The 24,172-nt window shown below is 69.9% G+C and carries 20 protein-coding genes and 2 pseudogenes; 13 read left to right on the forward strand and 9 right to left on the reverse strand.

Annotation, left to right across the window (positions count from 1 at the left end; all coding sequences use genetic code 11):
• Positions 1 to 72: 72 nt before the first annotated feature.
• Both ACQP26_RS03190 and ACQP26_RS03195 read right to left on the reverse strand, forming a co-directional pair.
• Positions 73 to 513 carry a hypothetical protein gene (locus ACQP26_RS03190; RefSeq protein ID WP_433494893.1) on the reverse strand — a complete coding sequence of 147 codons (441 nt, stop codon included), beginning with the start codon at positions 511 to 513 and terminating at the stop codon, positions 73 to 75.
• A complete protein-coding gene (locus tag ACQP26_RS03195; RefSeq protein WP_433494894.1) occupies positions 465 to 689 on the reverse strand; it encodes a hypothetical protein in 225 nt (74 codons plus the stop codon). Before ACQP26_RS03195 ends, ACQP26_RS03190 begins: the two co-directional genes overlap by 49 nt.
• Positions 690 to 1,441: 752 nt before the next feature.
• Between ACQP26_RS03195 and ACQP26_RS03200 the strand changes: the two genes are divergently transcribed.
• Positions 1,442 to 1,933 carry a DNA-binding protein gene (locus ACQP26_RS03200; protein ID WP_433494895.1) on the forward strand — a complete coding sequence of 164 codons (492 nt, stop codon included), beginning with the start codon at positions 1,442 to 1,444 and terminating at the stop codon, positions 1,931 to 1,933.
• 68 nt (positions 1,934 to 2,001) lie between these two features.
• Here the strand turns inward: ACQP26_RS03200 and ACQP26_RS03205 are convergent, their stop codons facing one another.
• Positions 2,002 to 3,390 carry a hypothetical protein gene (locus ACQP26_RS03205; protein ID WP_433494896.1) on the reverse strand — a complete coding sequence of 463 codons (1,389 nt, stop codon included), beginning with the start codon at positions 3,388 to 3,390 and terminating at the stop codon, positions 2,002 to 2,004.
• Between the two features lie 214 nt (positions 3,391 to 3,604).
• Between ACQP26_RS03205 and ACQP26_RS03210 the strand changes: the two genes are divergently transcribed.
• Positions 3,605 to 5,065: a site-specific integrase gene (locus tag ACQP26_RS03210; RefSeq protein WP_433494897.1), complete on the forward strand. Its 1,461-nt coding sequence runs from the start codon at positions 3,605 to 3,607 to the stop codon at positions 5,063 to 5,065.
• Positions 5,066 to 5,243: 178 nt separating this feature from the next.
• Positions 5,244 to 5,525 carry a class I SAM-dependent methyltransferase gene (locus ACQP26_RS03215; protein ID WP_433496079.1) on the forward strand — a complete coding sequence of 94 codons (282 nt, stop codon included), beginning with the start codon at positions 5,244 to 5,246 and terminating at the stop codon, positions 5,523 to 5,525.
• On the opposite strand, the gene ACQP26_RS03220 is transcribed toward ACQP26_RS03215, so the two are convergent.
• The 5 genes from ACQP26_RS03220 to ACQP26_RS03240 all read right to left on the reverse strand — a co-directional run bounded on the left by ACQP26_RS03220 (position 5,445) and on the right by ACQP26_RS03240 (position 10,652).
• On the reverse strand, positions 5,445 to 6,557 hold the full coding sequence (locus ACQP26_RS03220; RefSeq protein ID WP_433494898.1) for a tetratricopeptide repeat protein: 1,113 nt from the start codon (positions 6,555 to 6,557) through the stop codon (positions 5,445 to 5,447). The two genes, ACQP26_RS03215 and ACQP26_RS03220, sit on opposite strands and share 81 nt — an antisense overlap.
• A 285-nt stretch (positions 6,558 to 6,842) precedes the next feature.
• Entirely contained in the window at positions 6,843 to 7,493 is a 651-nt protein-coding gene (locus ACQP26_RS03225) for a GNAT family N-acetyltransferase (protein WP_433494899.1), read from the reverse strand.
• Between the two features lie 44 nt (positions 7,494 to 7,537).
• Complete coding sequence (locus ACQP26_RS03230) at positions 7,538 to 8,221, reverse strand: GOLPH3/VPS74 family protein (protein WP_209959900.1); 684 nt, start codon at positions 8,219 to 8,221, stop codon at positions 7,538 to 7,540.
• Between the two features lie 14 nt (positions 8,222 to 8,235).
• Positions 8,236 to 9,240 carry an acetamidase/formamidase family protein gene (locus ACQP26_RS03235; protein WP_433494900.1) on the reverse strand — a complete coding sequence of 335 codons (1,005 nt, stop codon included), beginning with the start codon at positions 9,238 to 9,240 and terminating at the stop codon, positions 8,236 to 8,238.
• Positions 9,241 to 9,245: 5 nt separating this feature from the next.
• Positions 9,246 to 10,652, reverse strand: coding sequence for an APC family permease (locus ACQP26_RS03240; protein WP_433494901.1), 1,407 nt, complete (start codon positions 10,650 to 10,652; stop codon positions 9,246 to 9,248).
• 283 nt (positions 10,653 to 10,935) lie between these two features.
• On the opposite strand from ACQP26_RS03240, the pseudogene ACQP26_RS03245 reads away from it, so the two are divergent.
• From ACQP26_RS03245 to ACQP26_RS03255, 3 genes and pseudogenes are all read left to right on the forward strand, one after another.
• Positions 10,936 to 12,166 (forward strand): annotated as a pseudogene (locus tag ACQP26_RS03245) (helix-turn-helix domain-containing protein).
• A gap of 3 nt (positions 12,167 to 12,169) precedes the next feature.
• Positions 12,170 to 12,886 carry a creatininase family protein gene (locus ACQP26_RS03250; protein ID WP_433494902.1) on the forward strand — a complete coding sequence of 239 codons (717 nt, stop codon included), beginning with the start codon at positions 12,170 to 12,172 and terminating at the stop codon, positions 12,884 to 12,886.
• 883 nt (positions 12,887 to 13,769) lie between these two features.
• A pseudogene (locus ACQP26_RS03255) lies at positions 13,770 to 14,958 on the forward strand (alpha/beta hydrolase family protein).
• Here ACQP26_RS03255 and ACQP26_RS03260 read toward each other — a convergent pair.
• Entirely contained in the window at positions 14,931 to 16,316 is a 1,386-nt protein-coding gene (locus ACQP26_RS03260) for a helix-turn-helix domain-containing protein (protein WP_433494903.1), read from the reverse strand. The pseudogene ACQP26_RS03255 and the gene ACQP26_RS03260 sit on opposite strands and share 28 nt — an antisense overlap.
• 534 nt (positions 16,317 to 16,850) lie before the next feature.
• Here ACQP26_RS03260 and fxlM point away from each other — a divergent pair.
• From fxlM to ACQP26_RS03295, 7 genes are all read left to right on the forward strand, one after another.
• Positions 16,851 to 18,092 (forward strand): methyltransferase, FxLD system, encoded by a 1,242-nt coding sequence (gene fxlM, locus ACQP26_RS03265; RefSeq protein ID WP_433494904.1) that lies wholly within the window; start codon positions 16,851 to 16,853, stop codon positions 18,090 to 18,092.
• A 12-nt stretch (positions 18,093 to 18,104) separates the two neighbouring features.
• The gene (gene fxlA / locus ACQP26_RS03270) at positions 18,105 to 18,260 is read left to right on the forward strand and encodes an FxLD family lanthipeptide (RefSeq protein WP_088643751.1); all 156 of its coding nucleotides are present in this window, start codon (positions 18,105 to 18,107) and stop codon (positions 18,258 to 18,260) included.
• A gap of 68 nt (positions 18,261 to 18,328) precedes the next feature.
• Positions 18,329 to 21,112, forward strand: coding sequence for a lantibiotic dehydratase (locus tag ACQP26_RS03275; RefSeq protein ID WP_433494905.1), 2,784 nt, complete (start codon positions 18,329 to 18,331; stop codon positions 21,110 to 21,112).
• Positions 21,109 to 22,182, forward strand: a complete 1,074-nt coding sequence (locus tag ACQP26_RS03280; protein WP_433494906.1) for a lanthionine synthetase C family protein — start codon at positions 21,109 to 21,111, stop codon at positions 22,180 to 22,182. Before ACQP26_RS03275 ends, ACQP26_RS03280 begins: the two co-directional genes overlap by 4 nt.
• 13 nt (positions 22,183 to 22,195) lie before the next feature.
• Entirely contained in the window at positions 22,196 to 22,978 is a 783-nt protein-coding gene (locus tag ACQP26_RS03285; RefSeq protein ID WP_433494907.1) for a thiopeptide-type bacteriocin biosynthesis protein, read from the forward strand.
• Between the two features lie 30 nt (positions 22,979 to 23,008).
• Positions 23,009 to 23,443: an NUDIX hydrolase gene (locus tag ACQP26_RS03290; protein ID WP_433494908.1), complete on the forward strand. Its 435-nt coding sequence runs from the start codon at positions 23,009 to 23,011 to the stop codon at positions 23,441 to 23,443.
• Entirely contained in the window at positions 23,415 to 24,047 is a 633-nt protein-coding gene (locus tag ACQP26_RS03295) for a nucleotidyltransferase family protein (protein ID WP_433494909.1), read from the forward strand. Before ACQP26_RS03290 ends, ACQP26_RS03295 begins: the two co-directional genes overlap by 29 nt.
• The last annotated feature ends 125 nt before the right edge of the window (positions 24,048 to 24,172 follow it).

Consider the following 24,172-nt stretch of genomic DNA (forward strand, 5'->3'; position numbering starts at 1 on the left):
TCGGGGCGGACCGCTGTGGGCGTCGGCGCGGGAGTGCCACAGCCGCCGAGCGTCGTCCGATGGGCGTCACTGTCAGGTCGGTGAGGTTCCCGACTGGCGATCCGACAGTGAGCGCGACGACCTTCCCGCACCGGGGGTGGGCCGGTCGTCGCGGGTGGGAAGTGTCGGTTCGTCGTACGCGGTCGCCGGTCCGATCAGGAGGTCGGTCTCGCGCCGGGGCCGCCGGCGGGGATGGCCGGCGGTCAGGCCTCCACCAGCGTCAGCGCCGTGTACGGCGCCGGGCGGGCCCAGGTTGACCCGGTCGCGCAGGGCGGTCAGGAAGGCGGTGAGGATCTCGGCGTCCAGGTCGTGGGCGTCGCCGGCCCAGCCGGTGTGCAGTCGGCCGGCGTAGCGGCGCAGCGCGGGCGGCGCCAGGGCGACCGCGGTGATGACCCAGGCGGGCCCGTCGCGGCGGGCGCGGCGGATCAGCTCCCGCCGTACCACGTCCCGCACCGGGGGTGTTCGAGCAGCCACTGCCGCAACGCTGGCAGCGCGATGACGCCCCCGGGCAGACCGGTGTCATCGCCGAGCTGCCCGGCCAGCGTGTCGAGGTCCAGTGACAGCGGGTCGGGGTCGCACGTCAGGTCGGCGAAGGCGGTGTCCACGGCGTTCAGAGGCGAGTCGGGCCAGCCGGTGGCGGAGGATGTCATGTCGCGATCTCCCATGTCAGCGGCAAACGTCGAGGACGGGCCGGAGTGGTACGGCCGGCACGCCTGAACCGCCATTGCGTCACCGTGGTCTCACGGGTTCCTGATAGCGCAGGCTGCGTAGGCACGGACACCGCGTCGGCGGGGTCAGCCGCCCGGCGTGCACCGTTCACTGACGATCGACGTCGACGTGCGTCATCGTTTCGACAAAGCCGCGCTGACCTGCCCGTTGACACGATCTCACAGCGCCATAAGGCGCAGCGGTGTCAGACCGCGACCGGCTTCACCGCCGCCTATCGGCATCCCCTCGGGCGCCGCGCGTCGACGTGCCCGGCTGGCAGCGTCCGCCCGGCGGGCCGTGACGGTCTGACGAGCCGCCGTCCGACTGGCAGGCCCGGAGCCGGTGTCCTCGGTGACGCCGCTGCCGCCCTGGGGACCAGGACAGTGGTCTGACAACGCCGGCCAGCACTCCTGTGTCATCGGCGTACGTCGCTGTCATGGTTGAGGTGGTCGTAACCCTGGGTGTCTGACAGAGCTGGCTTGATGGTGGGCTCTGACAGTCTCCTGACGCTGATCCGACGTCGTGGCGCCGGCGTCTGCAAGGGTGTCCCCGGGGGTCAGGACAGCCATGCGGACGGAAACCCGCTGTCAGACATCTGCGAGATCACCGTGAGAGGGGCAGGTGTTCGCCACGGCTGACAAACACCGGTTTGAGGGTGTCAGCGCACCACGGCGCGGCGCGGAGCCGACACCACATGAGCGAGCACACGCCGCAGCACCACAACCCGCACCCCGATCCCACTGCCGACACCGGCCCGCCGGCCGGGGTCGATCCGACACCGACCGACCTGGTCGCCGGCGACCCGCCGATACCGCTCATGCGATCAGCACGACGAACCCGCAGGCCCGCCCCCGCCGCCAACCCACGGAGCGACGCCGCAGCCTGTACGTGGACCACGGAGCGCATCCTGGCGCTCGGGGCGACCACGGACCTCGTCACCGCCGCCGCGATTCTCGGCATCTCCCGTTCGGCGGCCTACAAGCTGGCCGCCCGCGACGCGTTCCCGGTGCCCCTGTTCCGGGCCGGCGCCTACTACCGCGTGCCGACCGCCCCGATCCGGCGGAAACTGCACCTCGAGTCCCCGCCGGTATCGACAACTGGTGACACCGACAGGGTGGGTGCCGACGAGACCGACGGGCATTCGGGCGCGGACAGGGACACCACGGGCTGCAGGCCACCGCCGTAACCCCGCCCGGGTAGTACGCATTGTTCGCCGGCACGGCTTCGTACGCCGTGCCGGTGCAGTCGCCCTGGCTACTGCTCGACGGCGCGGGAGAGAAGCCGGACCAGAGCGCGGCGCAACACTCGCTCGATGTCATCCACGACCGCTGATAGGTCATTTGTCGGCTGGCCGGTGAGGGCGCGCAGTTCCTGCCTGCTCGGGTCGTCGCCGTGCATTTCGTCGTTGCGGAGCCGGTATCCCAGACGCAGGAGGGCCTCGAGTCGCTCGGGCGGCGTCTGCAGGACAGGGTCGTCCGCCAGGAGCGTGGTCGCTCCGTCAACGATCTTGTCCTGCTTCCAACGATCTGCCGGGAGGCCTGGCAGTTTGATGAACAGTACTTCGGCGCAGATGATCAGGTCGATGAGCCGGTCGGTCGGTACCCGGTCGGCCCCGGCCAGGACCAGCCGGCGCAGCGCGGTTTGCAGACCCCGGTTCTCCCGTACTGCGGGATGCGCGAGGAGGGCGTATGCCTCGCGCACCGCCTCGACCTGCTCTTGCCCAAGGATCGTTGGTCGCTTCTCGTCGAAGGTGGGTAGCGCCGACAGTGACGCCGTCGGCCCCAGGCCCTGGGGAAAGTCGTCGTCCGGTGGGCAGCGGATCGCCCGAGTCGCGGTGACGGACCCGCCGCACACCAGCCGAAGCGCAGCCACGAGACGGCTGGCTGGCTCGACCAGCGCGCCTGAATCCGGCGTCGTCGGTTGGGCGGGTACGTCCATGGCTGAGCACACCGGGTACGAGGTGCAGCGGGTCAGGGCCCACTGGTGGAACCGCGACACGGTCACCGAGTTCGGGCCGCCCGCGAAGGCGATCGGCGCCGCGAGGTAGCCGATCGCGGCGCTCACCTGCCGGTCGCTCATCGCTTGCAGCACCAGGCCGTCCGGCAAGGTGACCGCCTCGATGCCCGCGGTGGGGGTGAAGGCGTTGAGCGGGACCACCTCGACCAGCCGCGCCCGCGTGGCCAGCAGACCTTCCTCCAACCTGCTGTACGCGGCGTCGAAGGCGTCCTGGTCGAACGAGTAACCCCGGGCGGCGGCAACCATGGGTTCCAGGACGTGCTGCACCAGCGTCCACCCCAGTTGCCGAGGCGTGAGGGCGAACTCCACGCCGACGAGGCAGTCCACCCGCTCGCGCAGCACCTCATCGGCGGCCACGACGGCGCGTACCGCCTCCATCTCGGCGAAGTCGTCCAGGAACCGGTAGTCGGTGACCCGGGCCGGCATCTGCCAGGCGTCGCGGCGGATCGCGACGAACGACTCCTGCCCGTGGCGGTGCCACTCGCCGAAGTCGGGAACGGTCGCGAACACCGGCATGCCGTCGCCAGCGGCCAAGTCGCCGAGCACCGCCGCCATCAACTGGCCCACTACCGCGTGCAACTCCGGACGCCGCGCCCGGCCCCTCGCCACGTCATCTGCCGCCATCATCGGCCGTCCTCCATGCCCGATCTCACGCGAACCGGACAGGATCCCAGACTCCCCCAGCAGGGCGCATCTGACTTTCGCCGGTCACAGGCCCCAGCGCCTGGACGACCCACCGGACCTGGAACCGCGGCGACTTGATCGTGCCCGCCGGTCACGCGTGGATGTCGATCGACCAAACCGATGCCCCGCCACCCAGACGAACGGGAGCACACCTCCGATGCCAGACGGAAGCATCTTCAAGCGCTGCGGCTGCCGCCACCCCGACACCGGCAAACCATGGGGAAACGACTGCCCGAAACTACGCCGCGCGAACCGCGCCTGGAGCTCCGACCACGGCCACTGGGCCTACCAGCTCGAACTACCACCCACCACCGACGGCGGACGCCGGCAGCTACGCCGCTCCAGCTTTCCCACCCGCCGTGCCGCCGCCGACGAACTCGACCACGCCCGCGACCTGCTCGCCCTCGCCACCGGTGACCGGCGCCGCCGCACCGAGATCGCCGACCTGCTGCAAACCGCTGTACGCGCCAAACGTCCCCTGCCCGAGGTCGACCGCATCCGCCAGCGGCTGCGCGGCGACGGCGCGCTGGCCGACATGCCCACCGTCGCCGAGTACCTCACCGGCTGGCTGACCCACCTCACGATCGACGCGAACACGCAGCGCGGCTACGAATCGATCGCGCGGGTCCACTTAATCCCACACCTGGGCGACATCCCGCTGGACAAGCTGCGCACCACCCATATCCGCGCCATGTTCGCCGCCATCGAGCGCCGCAACGACGAGATCGCCGCCGCGAAGGCGAGCAGCGACCCCGCCGTGCGCGCGTCCGTCACCGGCCTGCGACCCACCGGCGCCACCACACGCCAGCGCATCCGCGCCTGCCTGCGCAAGGCGATCAACGATGCCCTCGCCGACGAACTCATCGTCGGCGCCAACCCCGCCGCCCTGGTCAAGGTCCCCGCCGACCGGCCCCTACCGATCGTGTGGGAGGACGAACGCGTGCAACGCTGGAAAGCCACCGGCGAGGTCCCCGGACCGGTGATGGTCTGGACCGACTCCCAGGTCGGGCAGTTCCTCGACTACGCCGCCGTACACGCCCCCGACCTGCACCCCATGTGGCACTACATGGCCTACCGCGGACCCCGCCGCGGCGAGGCGTGCGGCCTGCGCGACAGCGAGGTACGCCTGCACCGCCGCGAGACCACCATCAACAACCAGATCGCCACCCACGGCTACACCGCCGTGCAGAAACCACCGAAAAGCAGAGCCGGAAACCGCGACGTCGCCCTCGACACCGACACGACCAAAGTCCTCACCGCCTACAAGGCCCGCCGCGCCGCCTGGCAACTCGCCGCCGGCGACACATGGCCCGACACCGGCCTGTTCTTCGTCCGCCCCGACGGCCAGCCGTGGCACCCCAACGCCGTCACCCAACGGTTCCGCAAGCTCGTCCGCAAAGCAGGGCTGCCCCCGATCCGGCTGCACGACCTGCGCCACAGCGCCGCCACCATCGCCCTCGACGCCGGCGTCGACATCAAGGTCGTCTCCGAGCAACTCGGCCACTCCACCACAACCCTGACTCGCGACACCTACCAAAGCGTCACCAAGCGGATGCACCAGGACGCCGCCGACACCGTCGCAAGGAAGATCAGCCAGAAACGCCGCAGGGCGGGGTGAGACCCAGCCCGCACCGCAGAAGAAGCGGACGGCTGCGTGCGGCCGGGCCGGCCCCGGCAGCCTGAGCGAATACGCTCGCGACGTGAGCGGTGACGACCAGTTGCTGAGCCGGGGCAGCTTCGACGAGAACCCGGACAACTAGGCGGCCCGGCCGGGATACCCGCCAAGGGTGTACGAGGTGCTTGCCGAGTGCGGGCTGCGACCGGGTACGCGCGTCTTGGAGATCGGAACGGGAACAGGGCAGATGACCCGCCCTCTCGTGGACGCCGGCGCGTCGGTGCTGGCGGTGGAGCTCGGTGGCTGGCTGGCGGCCCGGCTGCGAACGAACCTCGCGGGCCGCGACGTGACCGTTATCGAGGGCGACTTCGCCACTGTGCCGCTACCCGACGACACCTTCGACCTGGCGGTCTGCGCCACGGCCTTCCCCCGGGCCGGTAGCTGTGGTGTGCATGCGGTATAGGACGGCTGTCATGCGCGCGATGGCGGGGTGGCGGGGATGGACACGGCGGTGGTCGGCGATGGTCCGGGCGAGGAGTTGCTGCGCCGGTTCCTGGCGGCCGTGTTCGTGCAGGACGACGGCGAGGGTGGCTTGGGCGGCGAGGGTCGGTAGTGCGTAGGGTCCGTCGGCTTGGGTGTGGTGGCGGATGAGGTCGCTGTAGCAGTCGGCGGCGGCGGTGAGGTTCCCGGCGGCGCGGTGGGTGGCGGCCAGGACGCGCAGGGCGGCGCGGACTTCCGGGTTGGTGGGGTCTCGGAGGAGGTGGCGCAGGCTGCGGTGTCCCCACTGGGCCCAGGGGAGCGCGGCGGCTGGGTCGCCGCTGGTGAGGGTGAGGGTGGCCAGGAGCGCGGCGGCGCGGGCGGTCGCGGTGTCGAGGGCGAGCCGGCTGTTGGTGGGGTCGATGTGCAGGAGCCCGCTGCGCAGGACGTCGATGGCACGCTCGGGCGTGTTGCCGGCGGCGCGGCGCTGGGCTAGGTGTAGACGCTGGGCCATGACCATCATCGGGCCGGTGACCTGTAGGGAGACGGCTCTCCAGGTGATGTGCAGGTCTGTGCCGGTCGCGCCGACGGTGACGCGTTGAATCGGGCCGAGCGCGTAGGAGGCGGCCTGGGTCGTCTTTCCGGTTGGAACGAGGTGTGGGGTGCGGTGCAGGATCACCGCGGCCACGGCGTCGCGGATCTCCTCGGCCGGCACCGGTGTGCGCCCGCAGGACGGCGCGCACAGGTAGACCCTGCCGCTGCCGGGCAGCTGGATGAGGATCATGGATCGCGCGCAGGTGTGGCAGGCCAGGAGGCCGGGTGGCACGGGCGCGGCCTGCACGGCGCGGGCCCGCGAGACCCATTCCTCAACCGTCGCGGGCGACAGGTGGTGGCTGCGGGCAACGTCCCGGGGCGCTTGGTGCAGGCCGTGGACGGCGGCGTGCTCGATGGTCGCGGCGACGACCTCGGCGACGAAGGCGGGTGTCCACGCGGGGAGGACTGTCGTCCGCGTCGGCATCGGCATTCCTTCCTGGGGTTCATGGTTGCGTTCAGGCGGTGGTAGTAGCGCCGGGTTTGTGTAGTTCGTACCGGCCCGTAGACGGCGCATGTGAGCGGAGGGTGTGGCCGGCGACGACAGTGGGGGGCTGTCGTCGCCGGCCACTTCGGTCGCCGCTGCCCTCCCTCTACGGGCGGGCGACCGGCTTGAACGCCCCGATGTGGCCCAGCGCAGATGGTGGGCGGCGACGCGGAGCGGCAACAGAGAGGTGGTGCGAGCTGCAACCTGGCCGCCGAAACCTAGGGCCTAGCGTTGGGCGTCGGACTGCGCCCGCGCTGGCTTGGCGGTGTTCAGGGGCCAGGAGCCGCGGTTCGGGTGAGGGTTGCGGCGCATTGGGGCGATGACCGGCCCGTCGGGCAGGGTGAGCGCGGGTCTCGGGAGGTAGCCGTGCCCGCGGTACAGGTCCTGGCTGTCGGGCGCGATTTCGGTCCACGAGGGCATGTCGATGCTGTCGAGGCGGCTTTCATGGTGGGTGAGCATCGCCGCGCCGACACCGCGCCGCCGGGCGGCGGGAAGAACGGCGAGAACTGCCAGGTGGTAGTGAGGTTCGGTGGGTCGGACCTGGGTGAGTATGTGGTCGAGGAGTTCGAACTGGCGCGCGTGCGGGCCGGCGGCGTCGGCCAGTCGGCTGCGGTAGTTCGACGGTGGCGGGATGCTGCGGTAGCGGTGAAACCCCATCGTGGCGGCGCTCAGGTCGTCGGTGATCTGGATGTCGCCGAAGAACATGGCGTGTTCCACCCAGATCACCGCCACGTCGGCCAGGGTCCGCCGCCGGCAGGTCGGATCGGGCACCAGCCATTGGGCGAGCGGGCCGGAATGCAGGGCATCGGCGACGATCGCGGCGACCGGTTCCTTGTCCGCCCACCGGGCGGCACGGATACGCGGAATGACCTCCATGAGATGCCTCCAAGGGCAGCGGATCCGGGTGGGATGGCGCGGGCTCACCGGTAGGTGGCGGTGGCGAGGTCACCGACGGCGGCGTCGACCGCGGCGGTGATGTCGCGTACCTGCCGGTGGTGCTGCGCGGCGATGGTGCGTAGCTGCACGGTGAGGGCCGCGGTGTCGTCGGCGAGGTACAGGTGGTTGGTCAGGCCGAGGGTCGCGACGAGGCCGCCGAGGGCGGCGGTGTGGTTGTCGGGCTGGTCACGGCCGGCGGCGATGTAGTGCAGCCGGGCGCGGGCGACGACCGGCCACTTCAGGTCCGTGGGCAGGTAGCGGTCGGTGCGGGCGAGCCCGCCGAGGCGGCGGCGCACGTCGTGGCGCAGGATCCCGCCGGCGTGCAGGCCGGCGCGGGTGCGGTCGTACAGGTCGGCGGCGAACCCGCGCAGCCACCCCCGTAGCGGCGGGGCCGGATGGGCGTAGCGGATCGATGCCAGGGCAGTGTCGGCGATCAGATCACCGACCGGGCGGTCCAGGTGCAGCCACAGCCGCTGCTCCCCGCCCGGCCCGGTGTCATCGGTGGTGTCGAGGGCGATCCGCCCGGCGAGGAACAGGTCGATGAGAACCGCACCAGCCAGGCCGAGGGCGAGGGCTTGGCGGTGGATGTGCGGCTGGCCGGTGTCGTCGTCGTGGCCCAGCAGGAACAACTCGTCCCGCAACGGCAACTGCGGGATGGACGAGGTCATCTCGATCCCGTCCCCTACCGCGGCCCGCTGGCGTGCTGCCGCAGGCGGGCGTGCACCCCGTCGTAGGCGGCCTGCGGCTGCGGAAGCAGCAGCTTGTCGACGGCGGCGAGGATCGTGTAGTTCGGGTCGCAGACGTTGCCGATCGGCGCCCGTCCCGCCTGCGACACCAGCTGGTACGCGTCGAGCTGCTCCAGGCCATTGAGGTCACCCACCCAGCCGACCATGTCGCGGTGCGCTATCCGGTAGGCGTCCTCCAACGGGCGGGCGCAGCCGACCGACATGATCGACGTGTCGGTCTCCAGACGGGGCCACACCGTCGGGACGCCTTTGATGACCTCGATGATCAGGGTGCTGGTTGTGGCGATCTCCACCCCGACGCCGCAGGCCTCACCCTCGCCCTGGCGGGCGTGGCCGTCGCCGAGGGCGAGCATCGCCCCGTGCACATTCACGCCCAGGTAGAGGGTGGTGCCGGCGCGCAGCTCCAGTGTGTCGAGGTTCCCGCCATGGCTGTCGGGCACGATGGTCGACCGCGCCTCGAAACCGCCCGGGACCACGCCGATGGTGCCGATCATCGGATCTAGCGGGAGGTCGACGGTGTGGTCGGTTTCGGTGGCGTGGAAGCGGACCGTGCCGGCCTGCTGGTCGATCGCGTACACCCACACCCGCTCCTCGAGAGGTGGCTGCAGGGTCGCCGTATGCGAGGTGGAGGTCAGTGCCCCGAAGTGCGGGAACGTCGAGGAGACTCCCCAGTCTCGGGCCGGGACGATCGAGACGAGGTGGACGGCGAGGGTGTCGCCTGGCTGGGCGTCCTCGACGAAGAACGGCCCGGATACCGGGTTCAGGTAGGGCATGCGGCACACCTGCGACGGCAGGTCCGCCGGGCCGCGCACCAATCCGCCGAAGCAGTCCTCGGTGTGTACCTGCAGGGTGTCACCGGAGCGGATGTGGGCTACGGGCATCCGGCCGCCGAAGGTGTAGGCCAGCTCGTCGCGGGCGGGCCGGTAGGTGATCGTGTCCATGGTCGCTACACCCGCTCGACGTAGCGGGCCTGCGGCTGCACGGGCGCCAGGCCCGACAGGGCGGGCCGGCGGCCAGACAGGTACAGGCCGGCGAGTACGACCATGCCGAGGGCGAGCCAGGCCAGGCCGAGACGCTGCGCGGCGATGTTCGCGTTGACCACCACGTAGGTGAGGATCGCGAAGCCGATACCGGGCATGACGAGGTGTGCCCACCAGTTGCGGCTGCGCTGGCGGATGAGGTGGTGCACGACGACGGAGACGTGCAGGACCAGGAACGCGACCATCGCCCCGAAGTTGATCAGTGACGACAGCAGCGTGATCCCGTCCGCTCGGGTCGCCATGAACAGGCCCAGCGTGAGGGACACGGCGCCCGTGAGCAGGGTCGCGTTGATCGGCACGTTGCGGCGGATCGACACCTTCGCCAGAAAGGCCGGGAGCTGCCGGTCGCGGGCCATGGCGTACAGCAGCCGGGACGTGGCGACCTGCGCGACCATCGAGTTCGGCAGGCCCCACGCGATCGCGGTGGCGACCGCGCACAACGTCGCCAGCCAGCCTCCGCCAGCCACTTGCGCGGCATCGTAGAAGGCGGTGCCGTTCGGATCCCCGTCCGTGAGCAGCGAGGCCGGCTTGGGGACGAGCATCGTGGCCAGCCACGTCTGCGCGATGAACAGGACACCGGCCAGGACGAGGACGGCGGCCATCGCCCGCCCGATCTGCCGGGAGCCACCCTTGGCCTCCTCGGCCAGCATGGAGATGCCGTCGAAGCCGAGGAATGACAGCACCGCGATCGACACCGCCCCCGCGACGAGCGACCAGGTGAAGGTGTCGGAGTTGTAGAACGCGTCCCAGCTGAACCGGCCCCTGCCCGTTGCGAGGGCCCAACCGGCGACGGCGAGGAAGATCGCCAGGACGATCAGCTCGCCGACGAGCATCACCCGCGTCACCAGCGCGGTCATCCGGATCCCCACCGAGTTGACGACCGTGTTGACCGCGACGAACCCGAGCAACCACAGCCACACCGGCACCGCGGGCACGGTGGAGTGCATCGCCACCGACGCCACCAGGTACAGCAGGCCCGGTACGAGGACGTAGTCGAGCAGGATCACCCAGCCGGCCAGGAACCCGACCGGCGCGCTGATACCTCGGCCCGCGTAGTTGTAGACGCTGCCTGACATGGGGAACGCCTTGACCATCTGCGCGTACGAGAACGCGGTGAACACCAGCGCGACCACACCGACCGCGTACGCCAGGGCCACCATCCCGCCGGAACCGGCGTACACGCTGCCGAAGATCGCCATCGGCGCGATCGGCACCATGTACACCAGGCCGTACGCGACCAGGTCCCGGAACCGTAGTTGACGGCTCAACTCCTGTCGGTAACCATATTTGGAGAGGTCATTCTGGAAACTCATCAGACTCCTCAAGCTTTTGGGTCCTGGCTAATCACGCTGTTTCGCAGCCCACTCGTCAGCGAAGGCAAATGCTTCTTCGGTCTTGAGGCGCCCCAAACGATTTCGTGGAGCATGCGAACGGGTGTCTCGGCAACGAGAATTGCCCACCGGGCCAGGTGAGTCGATACCGTTGATGCGGACATACGGTGTTGTCCGCATGCAACTGTCCGCGTAGCGTTCGACCACGTACGGTCAGACCTGTCCGGGTCTGGCAGCGACGGACAGACGGCACCCAGGAGTACCGGTGGCGCAAACTCCACGACAGCTGAGCCCGCATCGGTCGGCGCTGCATGGGTTCGGTGCCGCGCTTCGGCAGTGGCGAGAGTGCCGCGGGTTGTCCCAGCGTGCTCTAGGCAGGCTGGTGCACGTCAGTGGGGACCTCATCGGCAAGGTGGAGAAGGCCGAACGTTGGCCGTCCGCCCGCTTCGTCGAGTCGTGTGAGGGCGCACTGCAGACAGGTGGCGAGCTGGTCCGCTTCCTGGCAGACCTGGAGAGTGCGCGCCGCCTTACCAGCGCGGGCTACCGCTTGCCCGAGGGTGCGGAGGGCCAACTCCGGGCCTCCATCGATCACCCCGACAAGACCGACCTGCTCCGTTCGTGGCACGAGCAGCTCGCCAGTCTGGCCGTGGCCGGAAACCGCACCGGATATGTCGGGATGGCGTCCACTGCCCATGCGCAGATTGGCGTCGCAGCCGCCATCGGGCGGCGAAGCCGTTCAGCCGACCGCCGAGACGTACTAATCGCGCAGGCGCTGTGGGCGGAGTTCCTCAGCTGGATCGACGAGCAGGGCGACGCCGCCGAGGCCGACGCCTGGCTGCGACGCGCCCAGCGGCACGCCGTCGAGGCAAACGCGCCGGCGCTTGCCAGCTATGTCCTGATGAGGCAGAGCCAACGAGCCCTTGAGCGCTTCGACCCGCGTAATGCTGCTGCCTTGGCGCAGCGGGCGCTGGACGAGGTTCGGTTACCAGGCCGCATCCGCGCTCTACTGCTGGTCCGCCAAGCCCAGGCCTACGCGATGGGAGGTGACCAGAACGCCTGCGCAGCCACCATCGACCAGGCGCACAGGATCGCCGGCAGCGCCGATTCGGGCTCGGCGTTGCCGGTCGATGTTGGTGCCCACTGCGACCTGGTGTATGTGGCTGCCCACGAAGCAGTGCCGTCTGCTCCTGGGTCAACCGGCGGCTGCCGCCGATCTCTACGAGCAACTCCTGCGCCAATGGCCAGATCAGTGGCGCGTCGATGAGGCCCTGTGGCGATCGGCCTTGTCCACCGCCTACGTCAACAGTGGCGACGTTGAGTGCGCAGCGGTCGAGGCCACCAACGCATTGGCCTTGGCCACGGGTACCTCGTCCGCGCGGGCTCTGCGCTGGTTGAACCCGACGGCGGTGGCCCTGCGCCAGCAGACAGCCGTTCCGGAGGCGGCGACCTTCGTGCGCGCCTATCGGCAGGCCACTCTTGAAGCGTGCAACCATTAGCCCGTGGATCTGATCACGACGGCGACGAGCACCGAGGAGTCCGAGCGAGCAGCGTCCGTCGCGGTCCTTCCGGTCGGTAGTTTTGAGCAGCACGGCGCCCACCTGCCGCTGCTGACGGACACCATCGTGGCATGCGCGATCGCGAAGGCAGTCGCCGAGCGCTACGACCTCTTTCTGCTGCCGCCCGTGACGATCTCCTGCTCCCACGAACACGCGGCGTGGCGTGGAACGGTCAGTATCAGCGCCACCACGCTCGCCGCCGTGGTCGGTGACATCGCCGCCTCCCTGCGTCAATCAGGCATCAATCAGCTCGCTGTGATCAACGGACACGGCGGCAACTACGCGCTTGCCAACGTCGTTCAGGAAGCCAACGTCGCCGGACCGAGGATGACTCTGTTCCCCTCTCGGGCCGACTGGGACGACGCCCGAGTGGCCGCAGGCCTACACAGCACAGCCCACCAGGACATGCACGCGGGCGAGCTCGAGGTTTCGCTGCTCCTGCACGTCGCGCCCGAGGTGGTGCGTGACGGCTTCCAGCATGCCGACCATCTAGTGGACGATCGGCGTCACCTCCTCACACAGGGCATGAGTGGCTACACCGCCAGCGGCGTCATCGGCCTGCCGTCCCACGCCACCGCAGCCCAGGGCAGAGCCGTACTCGAAGACCTCGTTCGCTCCTTCGCCGAGCATCACGGCCTCCTGTTGAGACACAAGGCATGATCAGGAGTGAGGCTGAACGGGAGCTGTTGTCCGTATCGACTATGCCCCCAGGGAGAGCGATCGGGCGGAGGCACTCTGCGGGGCGCGCCCGGGGGCAGGGGCACGGCGCTCGGACGTAGAGTCGACCGTCTGGGCCCGCACACCGGTACGAAAGACCTGGCCGTCCCGGTGTCCCGGCAATCGATTGACTAGACCGCCGTCGTCCGCCCCGCGTGCAGTTGTTCGAGGAGGACCCGTGAGGCCGGCTGACAGGATCGCTGAAGTGTCGGTGGAAGACGCCGTCCGCGCCTCGGTGAGCTACGACCAACTGCGTATGGGTGATGACGCCCTGTACTGGCTGGAGACCCGTCCCGACGCCGGAGGGGGCACGGCGGTGACACGATGGCGGTCCGGCGAGGGCAAGCGTGATGTCAGTCCGAAGGGCTTTGATGTCGCCAGCGGCGTTCACGCCTACGGGGGTGGATCTTTCGCTGCTGCCAAGGGGACGCTGTGGTACGTCGGACGAGATGGCCTCTACCGGAGTCGTCGTTCCGACGATCAACCCGAATTGATCGCTCATGGATCCTTCGGTGACCTGACGGTAGGCGACGGCGAGTTGCTGGCTGTGCGGGAGTCGGAGCAGGGTGACGAACTCGTCGCGGTGTCGCTCACCGGTGCTCCGACGGTGCGAACTCTCGTCTCGTCCCCGGGGTTTCTTGGTGCGCCTCGGCCGGGTCCGGGTTGGTTGGCCTGGACCAAGTGGAGCGAGCGCGACATGCCCTGGGACGCGTGTGAGATATGGGTGGCGTCCTACTCGCCGCGTCATCAGGTCGAGGGCGCAGTGAGACTGGCCGGCGGTCCGGAGGAGTCTGCGGTGGAGCCGCAGTGGGGACCCGACGGGGCGTTGTACTTCGTGTCGGACCGCAGCGGCTGGTGGAACCTCTACCGGTGGGACGGCCTCAAGGTAGAGGCGGTGGCGCCGATCGCGGGTGAGTGCGCTGCGGAGCCGTGGGAGCTGGGTTATACGTCGTATGGCTTCCTCGATGACGGTCGGATTGTCTTAGTGGTGCAGGAGGGGCCGCGACACCGCCTTGTTGTCATCGAGCCCGACGGCACTGTCCGCCCGGTCGACCTGCCGTACACGTCGATCAAGCCGTACCTCGCTCTCCGAGGGACGACGGTGGCGTTGATCGGATCATCGCCGACCGTAGCTCCACAGGTCGCGCTCGTAGACCTGGCTGACGCTGACCCCCAGGTGCAGGTGCTTGCCAGGCCGGAGCACGCCGCACTCGACCGCGCGCGCGTATCGACCCCAACGGAGCTGCGCGTCCGAGTGGCCAGTGGGCGGGAGGTCCTTGCCCTGGTGTATCCGCCGACGGGTGTGGCGGCGGACTGGCGGGCCCCGGTGATCGTCCGGGCGCATCCCGGGCCGACCGCGTCCTGTCTGCTGCGCCTGGACTGGCAGGCACAGTTCTTCACCAGCCGCGGGTTCGCCGTTGTTGATGTCGACTACTTGGGTAGCACCGGGTACGGCCGCGCTTTCCGGGAATCGCTGTACGGCCGGTGGGGCCTGGACGATGTCGGCGACTGCGCGGCGGTGGCTGTTCACCTGCTGTCGACGGGACGGGCGGTGCCGGGGCAGGTGTTCATCCGTGGTGCCAGCGCCGGCGGCTACACCGCGTTGCACGCGGTGGCCCAGGACGGCCCGTTCGCCGCTGCCACGGCCGTGTCGGCGATCGTGGATCCTGACCGGTGGGCGCAGACGGTGCCCCGGTTCCAGCGGGCGCACGCGATGCGGCTGCGAGGTGGTGCCGGCCGGGTCCGTGCCGCTGCTGTGCAACGGCCGGTGCTGCTCATTCATGGCACCGCCGACGAGGTGGCCGTGGTCGATGATGTCCGCGAACTCGCCGACGAGTTGACGTCTCTCGGCATGGCACCCGAGGTGTTGCTTCTTGCCGATGTCGGCCACTATGTGGCGTCGTCCCGTCAAGCGGGCGCGGCGCTGGAGGCGGAGCTGGGTCACTACCGCTCGGTGATGGCGGATGCGGCCAACGACTAACGGGGGCTACACGGCCGCCAGCGGTAGTCGGTGACGCACGTACTCGCCGAACTCGCGGACCTCCGGCTCGCACCGGTAGGGCTCGAGGTCGGCCTGCACCTCGACGATGCGCTGCAGGCAACGGTGTGAGGTGGTTCGTGCGGCGTGGTCGACTGCCTCGCGTGCGGTGGCGCAGGCTTCGTCGATGCGGCCGGCGGCGGCCAGCGACGAGGCCAGGAGCGCGGTGTCGATGGCGAGTCGCCGGACGTGGGTGGGGCTCAGGGCGGTGAGGGCGTCGCCCAGGTGCCGTTGGGTGTGCTGCGGTCGGCCCAGGTCGTGGAAGCAGTGGGCGATCTCGTCGGCTAGGTACGCCGCGTCGAAGTACCCGATCCACGCCGGCTCCTCCTCGGGCTTGGCACGGGCCAGTTGCCTTTCCGCGATGTCGAGGTGGGTCAGGCAGTCGCCTTCGCGTCCAAGGCGGGCGTGCGTGCGCGCCACCACCGCGTGCAGCGCGGCTGCCACGGCGGGCGTCGTCTGGGTCTCGCTTCCTCTCACCGCCGTCAGCGCCATCCTGCGTGCCGGCTCGGGATGGCCGCAGTGCAGTGCGAGGTGGCCGATGTTCACTGCGAGCAGGTAGCTGCCGTACGGGCGGTCGTCGGCGGCTTCCGTCAGACGTAGAGCGCGAAGGTAGCGGCGCTGGGCGAGGCCATGGGCACCGGTGTCGACCGCCTGGTACCCGCAGAGCTCGAAGAATCCCGCCGCCAGCGTGTACAGGTGCCGGCCGACAGCCTCCGAGGTGGGAGTGTTCGCCAACAGCCGGTTCAGCTCGCCTTCGACGTACCGCTGCACCTGCGCGTGGACTCGTCCGGCGCCGTGGGTGTGGTCCAACTGCCGGAACATCGCCAGAGCGGTCTCCGCCGCATGAAGATCCTCTTCGTCAACCTGGTCAGGCGAGCCGGGTCGTCCGACCACGGGCGGCCGGGGGTCCGCCGCAGCGTTCAGCCAGTCAAGGGCGGCGCGATCGAGGACACCGGGCTGGAAGGGAACACGGACGACCATGCCCGCCACCCCGGGCTTCTCCTTCAATTGGGTGGGCAGCAGGGTGTCTGCGTTGCCAGAACCGCTCGGGGAAGTTGCCCGCATGTTCTCGCTGTTGCGACTTTCCTCGAGAAGAGGTAGCAGGCGGGTCAAGGCCCCTCCGGCTTCCAACGCCCTGTCGCAGGCCTCGACGAATTCCCGGGATGGGAAACGGTCCGCTGTCTCGATCCGACGCACCAGGTCGGCGCTGAAGCGGATCATCGCGCCGAGCCGCGCCTGGGAGAGGTTGGCCCTCTCCCGCAGCCGACGCAGCTCGGCACCGAAGAAGTGGCGCTCGGACAGGGACGGCTGGAGCATCCGCGGGGTCTGGCCCATAGCACCGCCTCCTCGTGACTGTTCGCACCACTATGGCGATGATCAGCGTGACTATCGCGCACATAGGGTCACTCGCTGTTCAGCGCGGCGCAACCACGAACACCGAGGTGCGTAGGTACGGGAGACGCTCACCGGTGGCGCACATGCGGACAGCCGCTTCGTCCGCATGCTCGGCATTCACTCCACCGACTCGCCGGGCGATTGTGGAGACGTGCCGTTGGCTGCTCGTCAGATCCGCCATCGCCTTAGCACGGGAGGCTGCAGTGCAGCAGGAGTCCGCTCCGCGCCGCGATCTTGGTACAACGGCTGCGCCCCGGCTTTCCCGCCGCACGAACGATCATGCCCATGGGCATTGGGCGCTTACCCGGGCACCCATGACCGCCAGCAGGACGCGACCTTCGACCGGCACAACATCGACTTGAGATACCCGTGTGACTTGGCGAGTCCAGCGGCTTGACGCTCTGTTGGGCCCGAGAAGAGCGGTACGGCGGACCACCCGATCGGGAGGTCCTGATGGAGAGGGAGAGCACCCGAATGAGTGTCGACACGGCGAGCGGCGAGGACCTCCACGCCGCAATGGTCGATCAGCTCGTCGCTGATCACATGGAGAAAGGGCTGGTCATGCGGCCCGAGGTGGAGGCGGCACTACGGTCCGTGCCACGTCATCTGTTCACGCCGGATGCCGCGCTTACGGAGGCGTACCGGGCCGACCAGGCCGTGGTGACGAAGCGGATCGGCGACGAGGCGGTCAGTTCGGTGTCGGCGCCGTGGCTCATCGCGGAGATGCTCGGTCAGGCCGCAGACGCCGTGCACGGTGGGTTGGCCGGGCGGCACGTCCTGGAGATCGGTTCCGGCGGATACAACGCCGCGCTGCTGCGCGAGCTGGTCGGCCCCGAGGGCTCGGTCACGACCGTAGACATCGATCGTGAGGTAACTGACCGGGCCACCGCCTGCCTCACCGCAGCGGGTTACGACGACGTGGCCGTGGTGTGCGCGGACGCCGAGCAACCGGTCAACCCGGGCCGCACATACGACCTGATCATCGTCACGGTCGGCGCCTGGGACATCTCACCGGCCTGGACCGCGCAGCTCGCCGAGAACGGCACGCTCGTCGTGCCGCTACGGACGTTCGGGATGACCCGCTCATGGGCGATGCGTCGGACCGGCGATCGGCTGGTCAGCCACAGCCAGCGGTTGTGCGGGTTCGTGTCGATGCAGGGCGCCGGGGCACATCAGGTGCGGTACGTCGACATCGCTGACGGGGTTCACCTGCGGCTGGACGAGGACCAGCAGGTCGATCGCCGCGCCGTGGGTGAGCTGGTGGCGCAGCCGCAGACGCAGGCGTGGGCCGGGGTGAGCCTGCCCCCTCGTACCGTCCTGGCTGACCTCGACCTGTGGCTGGCGTCCCGCATCACCGATGCGGGACAGCTTTTCGTTGTTCTCACGGCTCAGCAGGAGGCCGTGGATGCCGGCGTCGTCGCCCCGGCGTGGCGCTTCGGCACACCGGCCGCCCTCAACAACGGCGCGTTCTGCTACCGCTCGACGCTGCGCTGGAACGACGACGACATGTTTGACCTCGGCGCCTGTGCACATGGGCCCGACGCCGCGTCGGCGGCCGGTCGGATGGTCGGACAGATGCGCGCATGGCTGGATTCGGGCAGCCCTTCACCGGTGCTGCACGTCCTGCCCACTGGTACTCCCGACGGCGACCTGCCGGCCGGGACGGTGTTGGACAAGCGGCACAGCCGCTTCGTCCTCACCTTCACCCCCGCATAGAAGGGAAAGCACGTGAACGACACCGACACCTCGGAGTTCGCCCTGGACGTCAGCCTGGTCGACGCCGGCCCCACCGCGGGCGGCTACGCCACCGCCACCGACGACGGGTGCGGCTCCGGCAACACCGGCTCCAACGCCTGCACCACCAAGTGCGACGGCGGTAACTGACCCATCCGTTCCTCTCACGATCGGGCCCGGCGTCGAGCACGCCGGGCCCGACGATTCGGTGGTGCCTCATGGTTCCCGCAGCTGGTGCGGCGCTGATCAGAATCGCCGCCTACCCCAAGAGCCTCGTTCTGCCGCCCTGGCCCGACATGGCCCACGGTCATCCGGATCAGTGGCGCGAGTGGCTGGACAAGACGTGGACGCTGCCCGGATTCGCGGCAGCCGTCACCGGCGCGGCGCCGCAGCTGGCCGACCAGATCCAACGCGCTCTGAGCGGGGAGCCGCTGCCTCGGCAGCGGCTGCGGCGCCTGGTGCAGTCAGCGGTCCGGTACCTGCTGCGCTGGACCACCCGTGCGACCCCGTTCGGCACGTTCGCCGGCGTCGCCCCGGTCCAGTTCGGCACTCGCGCGGCAGTCCGCCTGGGCGACGCCCATCGCGCGGTCCCACGCCCCGACGGCCAGTTCATCGCCGAACACACCGCGCGGGCCGAACACGACCTGGCCACCCTGCGCACCGTCCCCGTCGTGACGAACTCATTGGGATACCGGCGCGGCGACAGGTGGGTGCTGCCCTGCGCCCACGCCAGCGACAATCGGCGGTGGGACGTCGAGATCCGCCTGACCAGCCCAATCCGGGCCGCGATCCAGGCGGCGCGGTCCCCGGTCAGGTTCGCCGACCTCGCCGAGACGATCGCTGTACCTGCCGGCATCGCCGACGCCGAGCGGCTGCTGGCCGACCTGGTTCACACCGGGGTGCTGCTGTCGGCTCTCCGCCCGCCCATGACCGCCACCAACCCGGCCGCTCAGGTCGCCCGCCACTGCGTCATTCCGGAGCCGGGCAGCCGGACCGCCGTCGACCTACGTGCCGACATCGCCGTGACCCTGCCCCCGCCGGTCCTGCACGAGGCGGAGCGGGCCGCGTCGACCCTCGTGGCGGTAGCGCCACCACCTACCCCCGGATGGGCCGAGTACCACAACGCATTCATCGAGCGATGGGGTCCAGGAGCGGCTGTCCCCATCCGTGAGGTGCTGAACGTGCTGGGCTTTCCGGCCGGCTACCGGGGATCCACTCGCCGCGCCCCAGCGCTGTTCACCGCCCGCGACCGGGTGCTCGGACAGCTCGCGCAGCAGGCCGCCCTCGACGGCTGCACCGAGGTGCTGCTCGACGACGCGCTGATCGACCGGCTCCGCGGGAATGACGACCGGCCGCCAATTCCGCACACCGAACTGCGGTTCGCCCTCGCCGCCGACACCCTGCACGATCTGGACCGCGGCGCGTTCACCCTGACGGTACTCAGCGGGTCCCGCCACGCCGGGGTCGCCGCGGCCCGGTTCCTGCACCTGCTCACCCCCGCCGAACTCGCCGGATTCCAGCAGGTGTACCGAAATCTGCCGACCGCCCTGCCCGGCGCGGCCCCGCTGCAACTGTCCGGACCACCCCTTGACACCCGCCTCACCGCAGTAGCCCGGACGCCCGAGCTGCTACCCGTCCTCCCTGTCGGCGACTTCCACCCGGCACCGCCGTACACGCTTGAGGATCTGGCGGTGATTGGCGACGGACGCCGGTTGTGGCTGGTATCGCTGACCACCGGTCAGCCCGTCGAGCCGCTGCTGTTCAACAGCGTCCTGCTGCCTACCCTGCAGCAGCCGCTGATGCGGTTCCTGGCCGAGATCTGGACCGCCTGGACGGCACCGTGCAGCCGGTTCGACTGGGGACACGCCAGCGGCCTGCCGTTCCTACCCCGCCTGCGACGGGGACGCACCATCGTGCACCCCGCCCGCTGGATCGTCGACCACACCGCGCTTCCCGCTCAGGGGACAGCATGGGCGCAGTGGTGTGACGCCTGGCGACGACACCGCCACCAACGGCACATCCCGGAGCAGGTCCTGGTCGGCGAGGACGACATACGCCTACGCCTTGACCTGGACAACCCCGCCCACCTGGCGGTTCTACGCGACCACCTCGACCGGCATCCCCGCACCATGATCACCGAGGCTCCAGGGCCAGCGGGCTGGATCGACGACCGCCCCGCCGAACTCCTGCTCACCCTCACCCACCCCGCGCCGGCCGCTCAACCAGCCCGACCAGCCCGACCAGCCCGACCAGCCCGACCAGCCCGACCAGCCCGACCAGCCACCACTGTTCAGCACTGGCCTGGGCGGTCACGGTGGCTGGAGGCACACGTACACGGTCGGCTCGATGACATCTTGACCGACCTCGCCGGCCGCCCCGCCAGCCACCTACCAGCCGGCTGGTGGTTCCTGAGGTATCCCCATCCCGAGCCGCACCTGCGGCTACGCATCCCGCTTCCGGAAACTGACCGGTTCGCCGACACCGCCCGCCATCTCGCCGGCTGGGTGCAGCACCTGCACGATGACGCCCTCGTGCACGACTACAGCCTGCACCCGTACCGCCCCGAAACCCGCCACGGCGCCGCGGCGACCCTAGCCGCCGCCGAGCGGGTGTTCGCCGCCGACTCCCGCGCCGCCCTGTGCCGACTTAGCGGAGACCGACAAGCCACCACCGCCGCCGGGATGATCGCTATCGCCGACGGCTTCACCGGCGACGGGCCGCGCTGGCTCGCCACCCACGTCCCTCACCGAACCGGCCCCCGCCTCGACCCCGCCCAGCTCGAACACGCCCGACGTCCAGTGCATGACGAGCGACTCGCGGCAGCGCTGGCCGCCTACCGCGCCATGGTCGCCGATGACGGGCTCGACCCCGACGACGTGCTGGGTGACCTGCTGCACCTGCACCACGCCCGCATGATCGGCGTCGACCCCGCCTCCGAACATCACTGCCTGCGGCTGGCCAGAAACATCGCCCGCACCACCCTCGCCGGGCTCAAGCCGTGACCGCAGGACAGTCCCTTGCCGACGGCGCGGCCGGCATCGCCCTGCTGCACCTCGAAATCGGCAACAGGCCGGCAGCGTACGAGGCACTGCGCGACGCCACCGCCGATGGTGTGAGCATCGCCGATGGGGCCAGCCTCTTCTACGGCGCTCCCGCACTCGCATTCGTCCTCGCCACCACCGACCACCCGGGGCTCGCCCAGGCACGAGCGGCAACCGCCGCCGGCACCGCCACGGTGACCCGCCGACGGCTCGACGCCGCCCACCGCCGCATCGACCGCCACGAGCAGCCGCACTACGCCGAGTACGACCTCATCCGCGGACTGACCGGACTCGGCGTCGTCCTACGCCAGCTCGGCGATCACGACCTGCTCCGCCAAGTCCTGGACTACCTCGTCCGACTCACCGAACCGCAAGGCGAGCTACCCGGCTGGTGGTGCTGGAACGGGCCCGAACGCCGCCAGCCGCCTCCCACCGGCGGTCACGCGAACTTCGGCATGGCCCACGGCATCACCGGCCCACTCGCACTGCTCGCCCTCACCCACCGCGACGGCATCACCGTCGCCGGACACACCACGGCGATCAACCGCATCAGCAAATGGCTGGACACCTGGCAGCAGCACACCGGCGGCACGATCTGGTGGCCGCAAACCATCACCCTCACCGACTTACACAACGGATCTCCAGCGCAGAGAACCCCGCTACGGCCGTCCTGGTGCTACGGCACCCCCGGCATCGCCCGCGCCCAGCAACTCACCGCACACGCCCTGCACGACACCACAGGCCAGCACCTCGCCGAGACCGCTTTCACCACCTGCGTCACTGACGCCGAACAACTCAAGCGGCTCACCGACCGAAGCCTGTGCCACGGCACCGCCGGACTCCTGGCCACCGCTCGCCGCATCGCTTCCGACGCACTCACCCCCATACCACTCGATCTCGTCACCGATCTCCACCAGCAAGCCACCCCCACCAGCAACGAGCCCGAGGGGCTCCTCGACGGGAAGGCAGGAGCCGCCCTCGTCACCGCCGTCACCACGACCGCCTGGGACGCCTGCCTCCTCCTCACCTGACGAAAGAGCCGCCGTGGACCACACCCCCTGGCATCAGATCAACATCAGCTACCTCGGCCAGACCGCCCGGGAGCGCGAGCAACAGGCAGTCACCCACCTCAGCCGGGTGCTCCCCGCCGCCGAGACCGCCGGCCTGACCACCTCCTGGTGGTTCATCCGCAAAGGCGCCTGGCGCATCCGCTACCTCCTCACAAACAGCCCAGACGGCGGCGACCAGGCCCGCCGGCTACTCACTGAAGGGGTCACCTGGACCAGCGACCTCTACGAACCCGAGACCCACGCCTTCGGCGGCCACGACGCCATGATCACCGCCCATACGCTGTTCCACCACGACAGCCGCCACCTCCTCACCTACCTCCACCAGCACCCCACCACCCGGCGCGAACACTCCCTGATCTTGTGTAGCGCCCTGATGCGCGCAGCAGGGCTGGACCTCAACGAGCAAGGCGACGTATGGGCACAAGTCGTCGAGCACCGTGCAGCACACCTCAACCAGACACCCGCGACCGATACCCGCAAGTGGGAGAGCTTTACCGGAGACGTTCGAAGCCTGCTGCTCGGCGCACCTCACACCACCGGCAACTGGCACACCGCGTTCGCGAACGCCGGCGCAGCCCTGCACCGCCAACGGGAAACGGGCACCCTCACCCGTGGCCTCCGGGCGGTAATCGCCTTGCACGTGATCTTCCACTGGAACAGGCTCGGCCTACCCGCCACCACCCAGGCCAACCTCGCCCGAGCGGCCCAGGAAGCCATCTTCGGCCTGGCCGATCCGCCCCTGCCAGACCTCGGGTAGACGCACCACGAGCGAGTAGAGGAAGCCGCCATGCCCAAGAAGGTGATCACCAACAAGGTTCTCTGCTACGTCGTGAGGGAAGGGCGGTTGCTCGTCTTCCGGCACGTCGACTTCAGCTTTGAGGAGGTGGGCATCCAGGTGCCGGGCGGCAGCGTCCGCCCCGGTGAGGACCCGGCGGACGCGGCGCTGCGCGAGGCCCGGGAAGAGACCGGACTGACGGGCTTCGCCGTCGTGCGCAAGCGGGGGGAGATCGAGTACGACATCAGCCCACTCCGGTTCGAGATTCAGTGTCGGCACGTCTTCGAGCTGGCGCTGCGCGGGGCGATGCCCGAGCGGTGGGCGAGCCGGGAAGACCACGACGGCGAGCAGGAGCCCACCCGGTGCGAGTGCTTCTGGATACCGTTACGGGCGGCGCACGTCCTGCAGGCCGGCCAAGGTGCCCTCGTGGGCCGGTTGTTCGACTGACCAGGAGTCCCAACAGCGGCAACCGGGGGAACCGCGGCGGGAAGACGAACTGCGGGATCTGGTCCGGCGCAGCCCGTGGCTGGTCCGGGCGCTGGGCGTCGTCCGGGACTCCGGACTGCCGGACGCCTGGATCGGCGCGGGCGCCATCCGCGACCTGGTCTGGAGCGAGCGGTACGGCGACGGCTTCGACCCCGCGCTGGTGCGGGACGTGGACGTCGTCTTTCACGACCCGACGGACCTGAGCCGCGACAACGACGACCGGGCCACCCGGCGGCTGGTGGCGGTCTGGCCGAATCCGCCGTGGGAGGCGAAGAACCAGGCCGCCGTGCACACCTGGTACCCGGCCAAGTTCGGCGGAGGTCCGGTGGCGCCGTTGCGGACCGTCGCCGATGCCGTTGCCACCTGGCCCGAGTACGCCACCGCCGTGGCGGTGCGCCTCGACGCGTGGGACCAGATCGCGGTGTGCGCGCCGCACGGCCTCAACGACCTGCTCGACGGGGTGCGGCGGCGCAACCCGAGCAGGTTCAGCCCGGACATCTCCCGACAGCGACTCGCCCGCCACCGCCCCACCGAACGCTGGCCCGGCGTCCGCGTCGTGACGTGAGCCGGCGTTCGAAGCCCGCTGCCCGGGTCGACCTGCTGCTCGCGGGGTGCCATCGCCGCGGCCTGAGAGCGCGATACCTCCAGAGGTTTGCCTCGTTCGCAAATGCGGCATGCTGGTGCGGTGTT

Source organism: Micromonospora sp. CA-248089, from assembly GCF_050948515.1.
In the GTDB taxonomy this organism is placed as follows: Bacteria; Actinomycetota; Actinomycetes; order Mycobacteriales; family Micromonosporaceae; genus Micromonospora.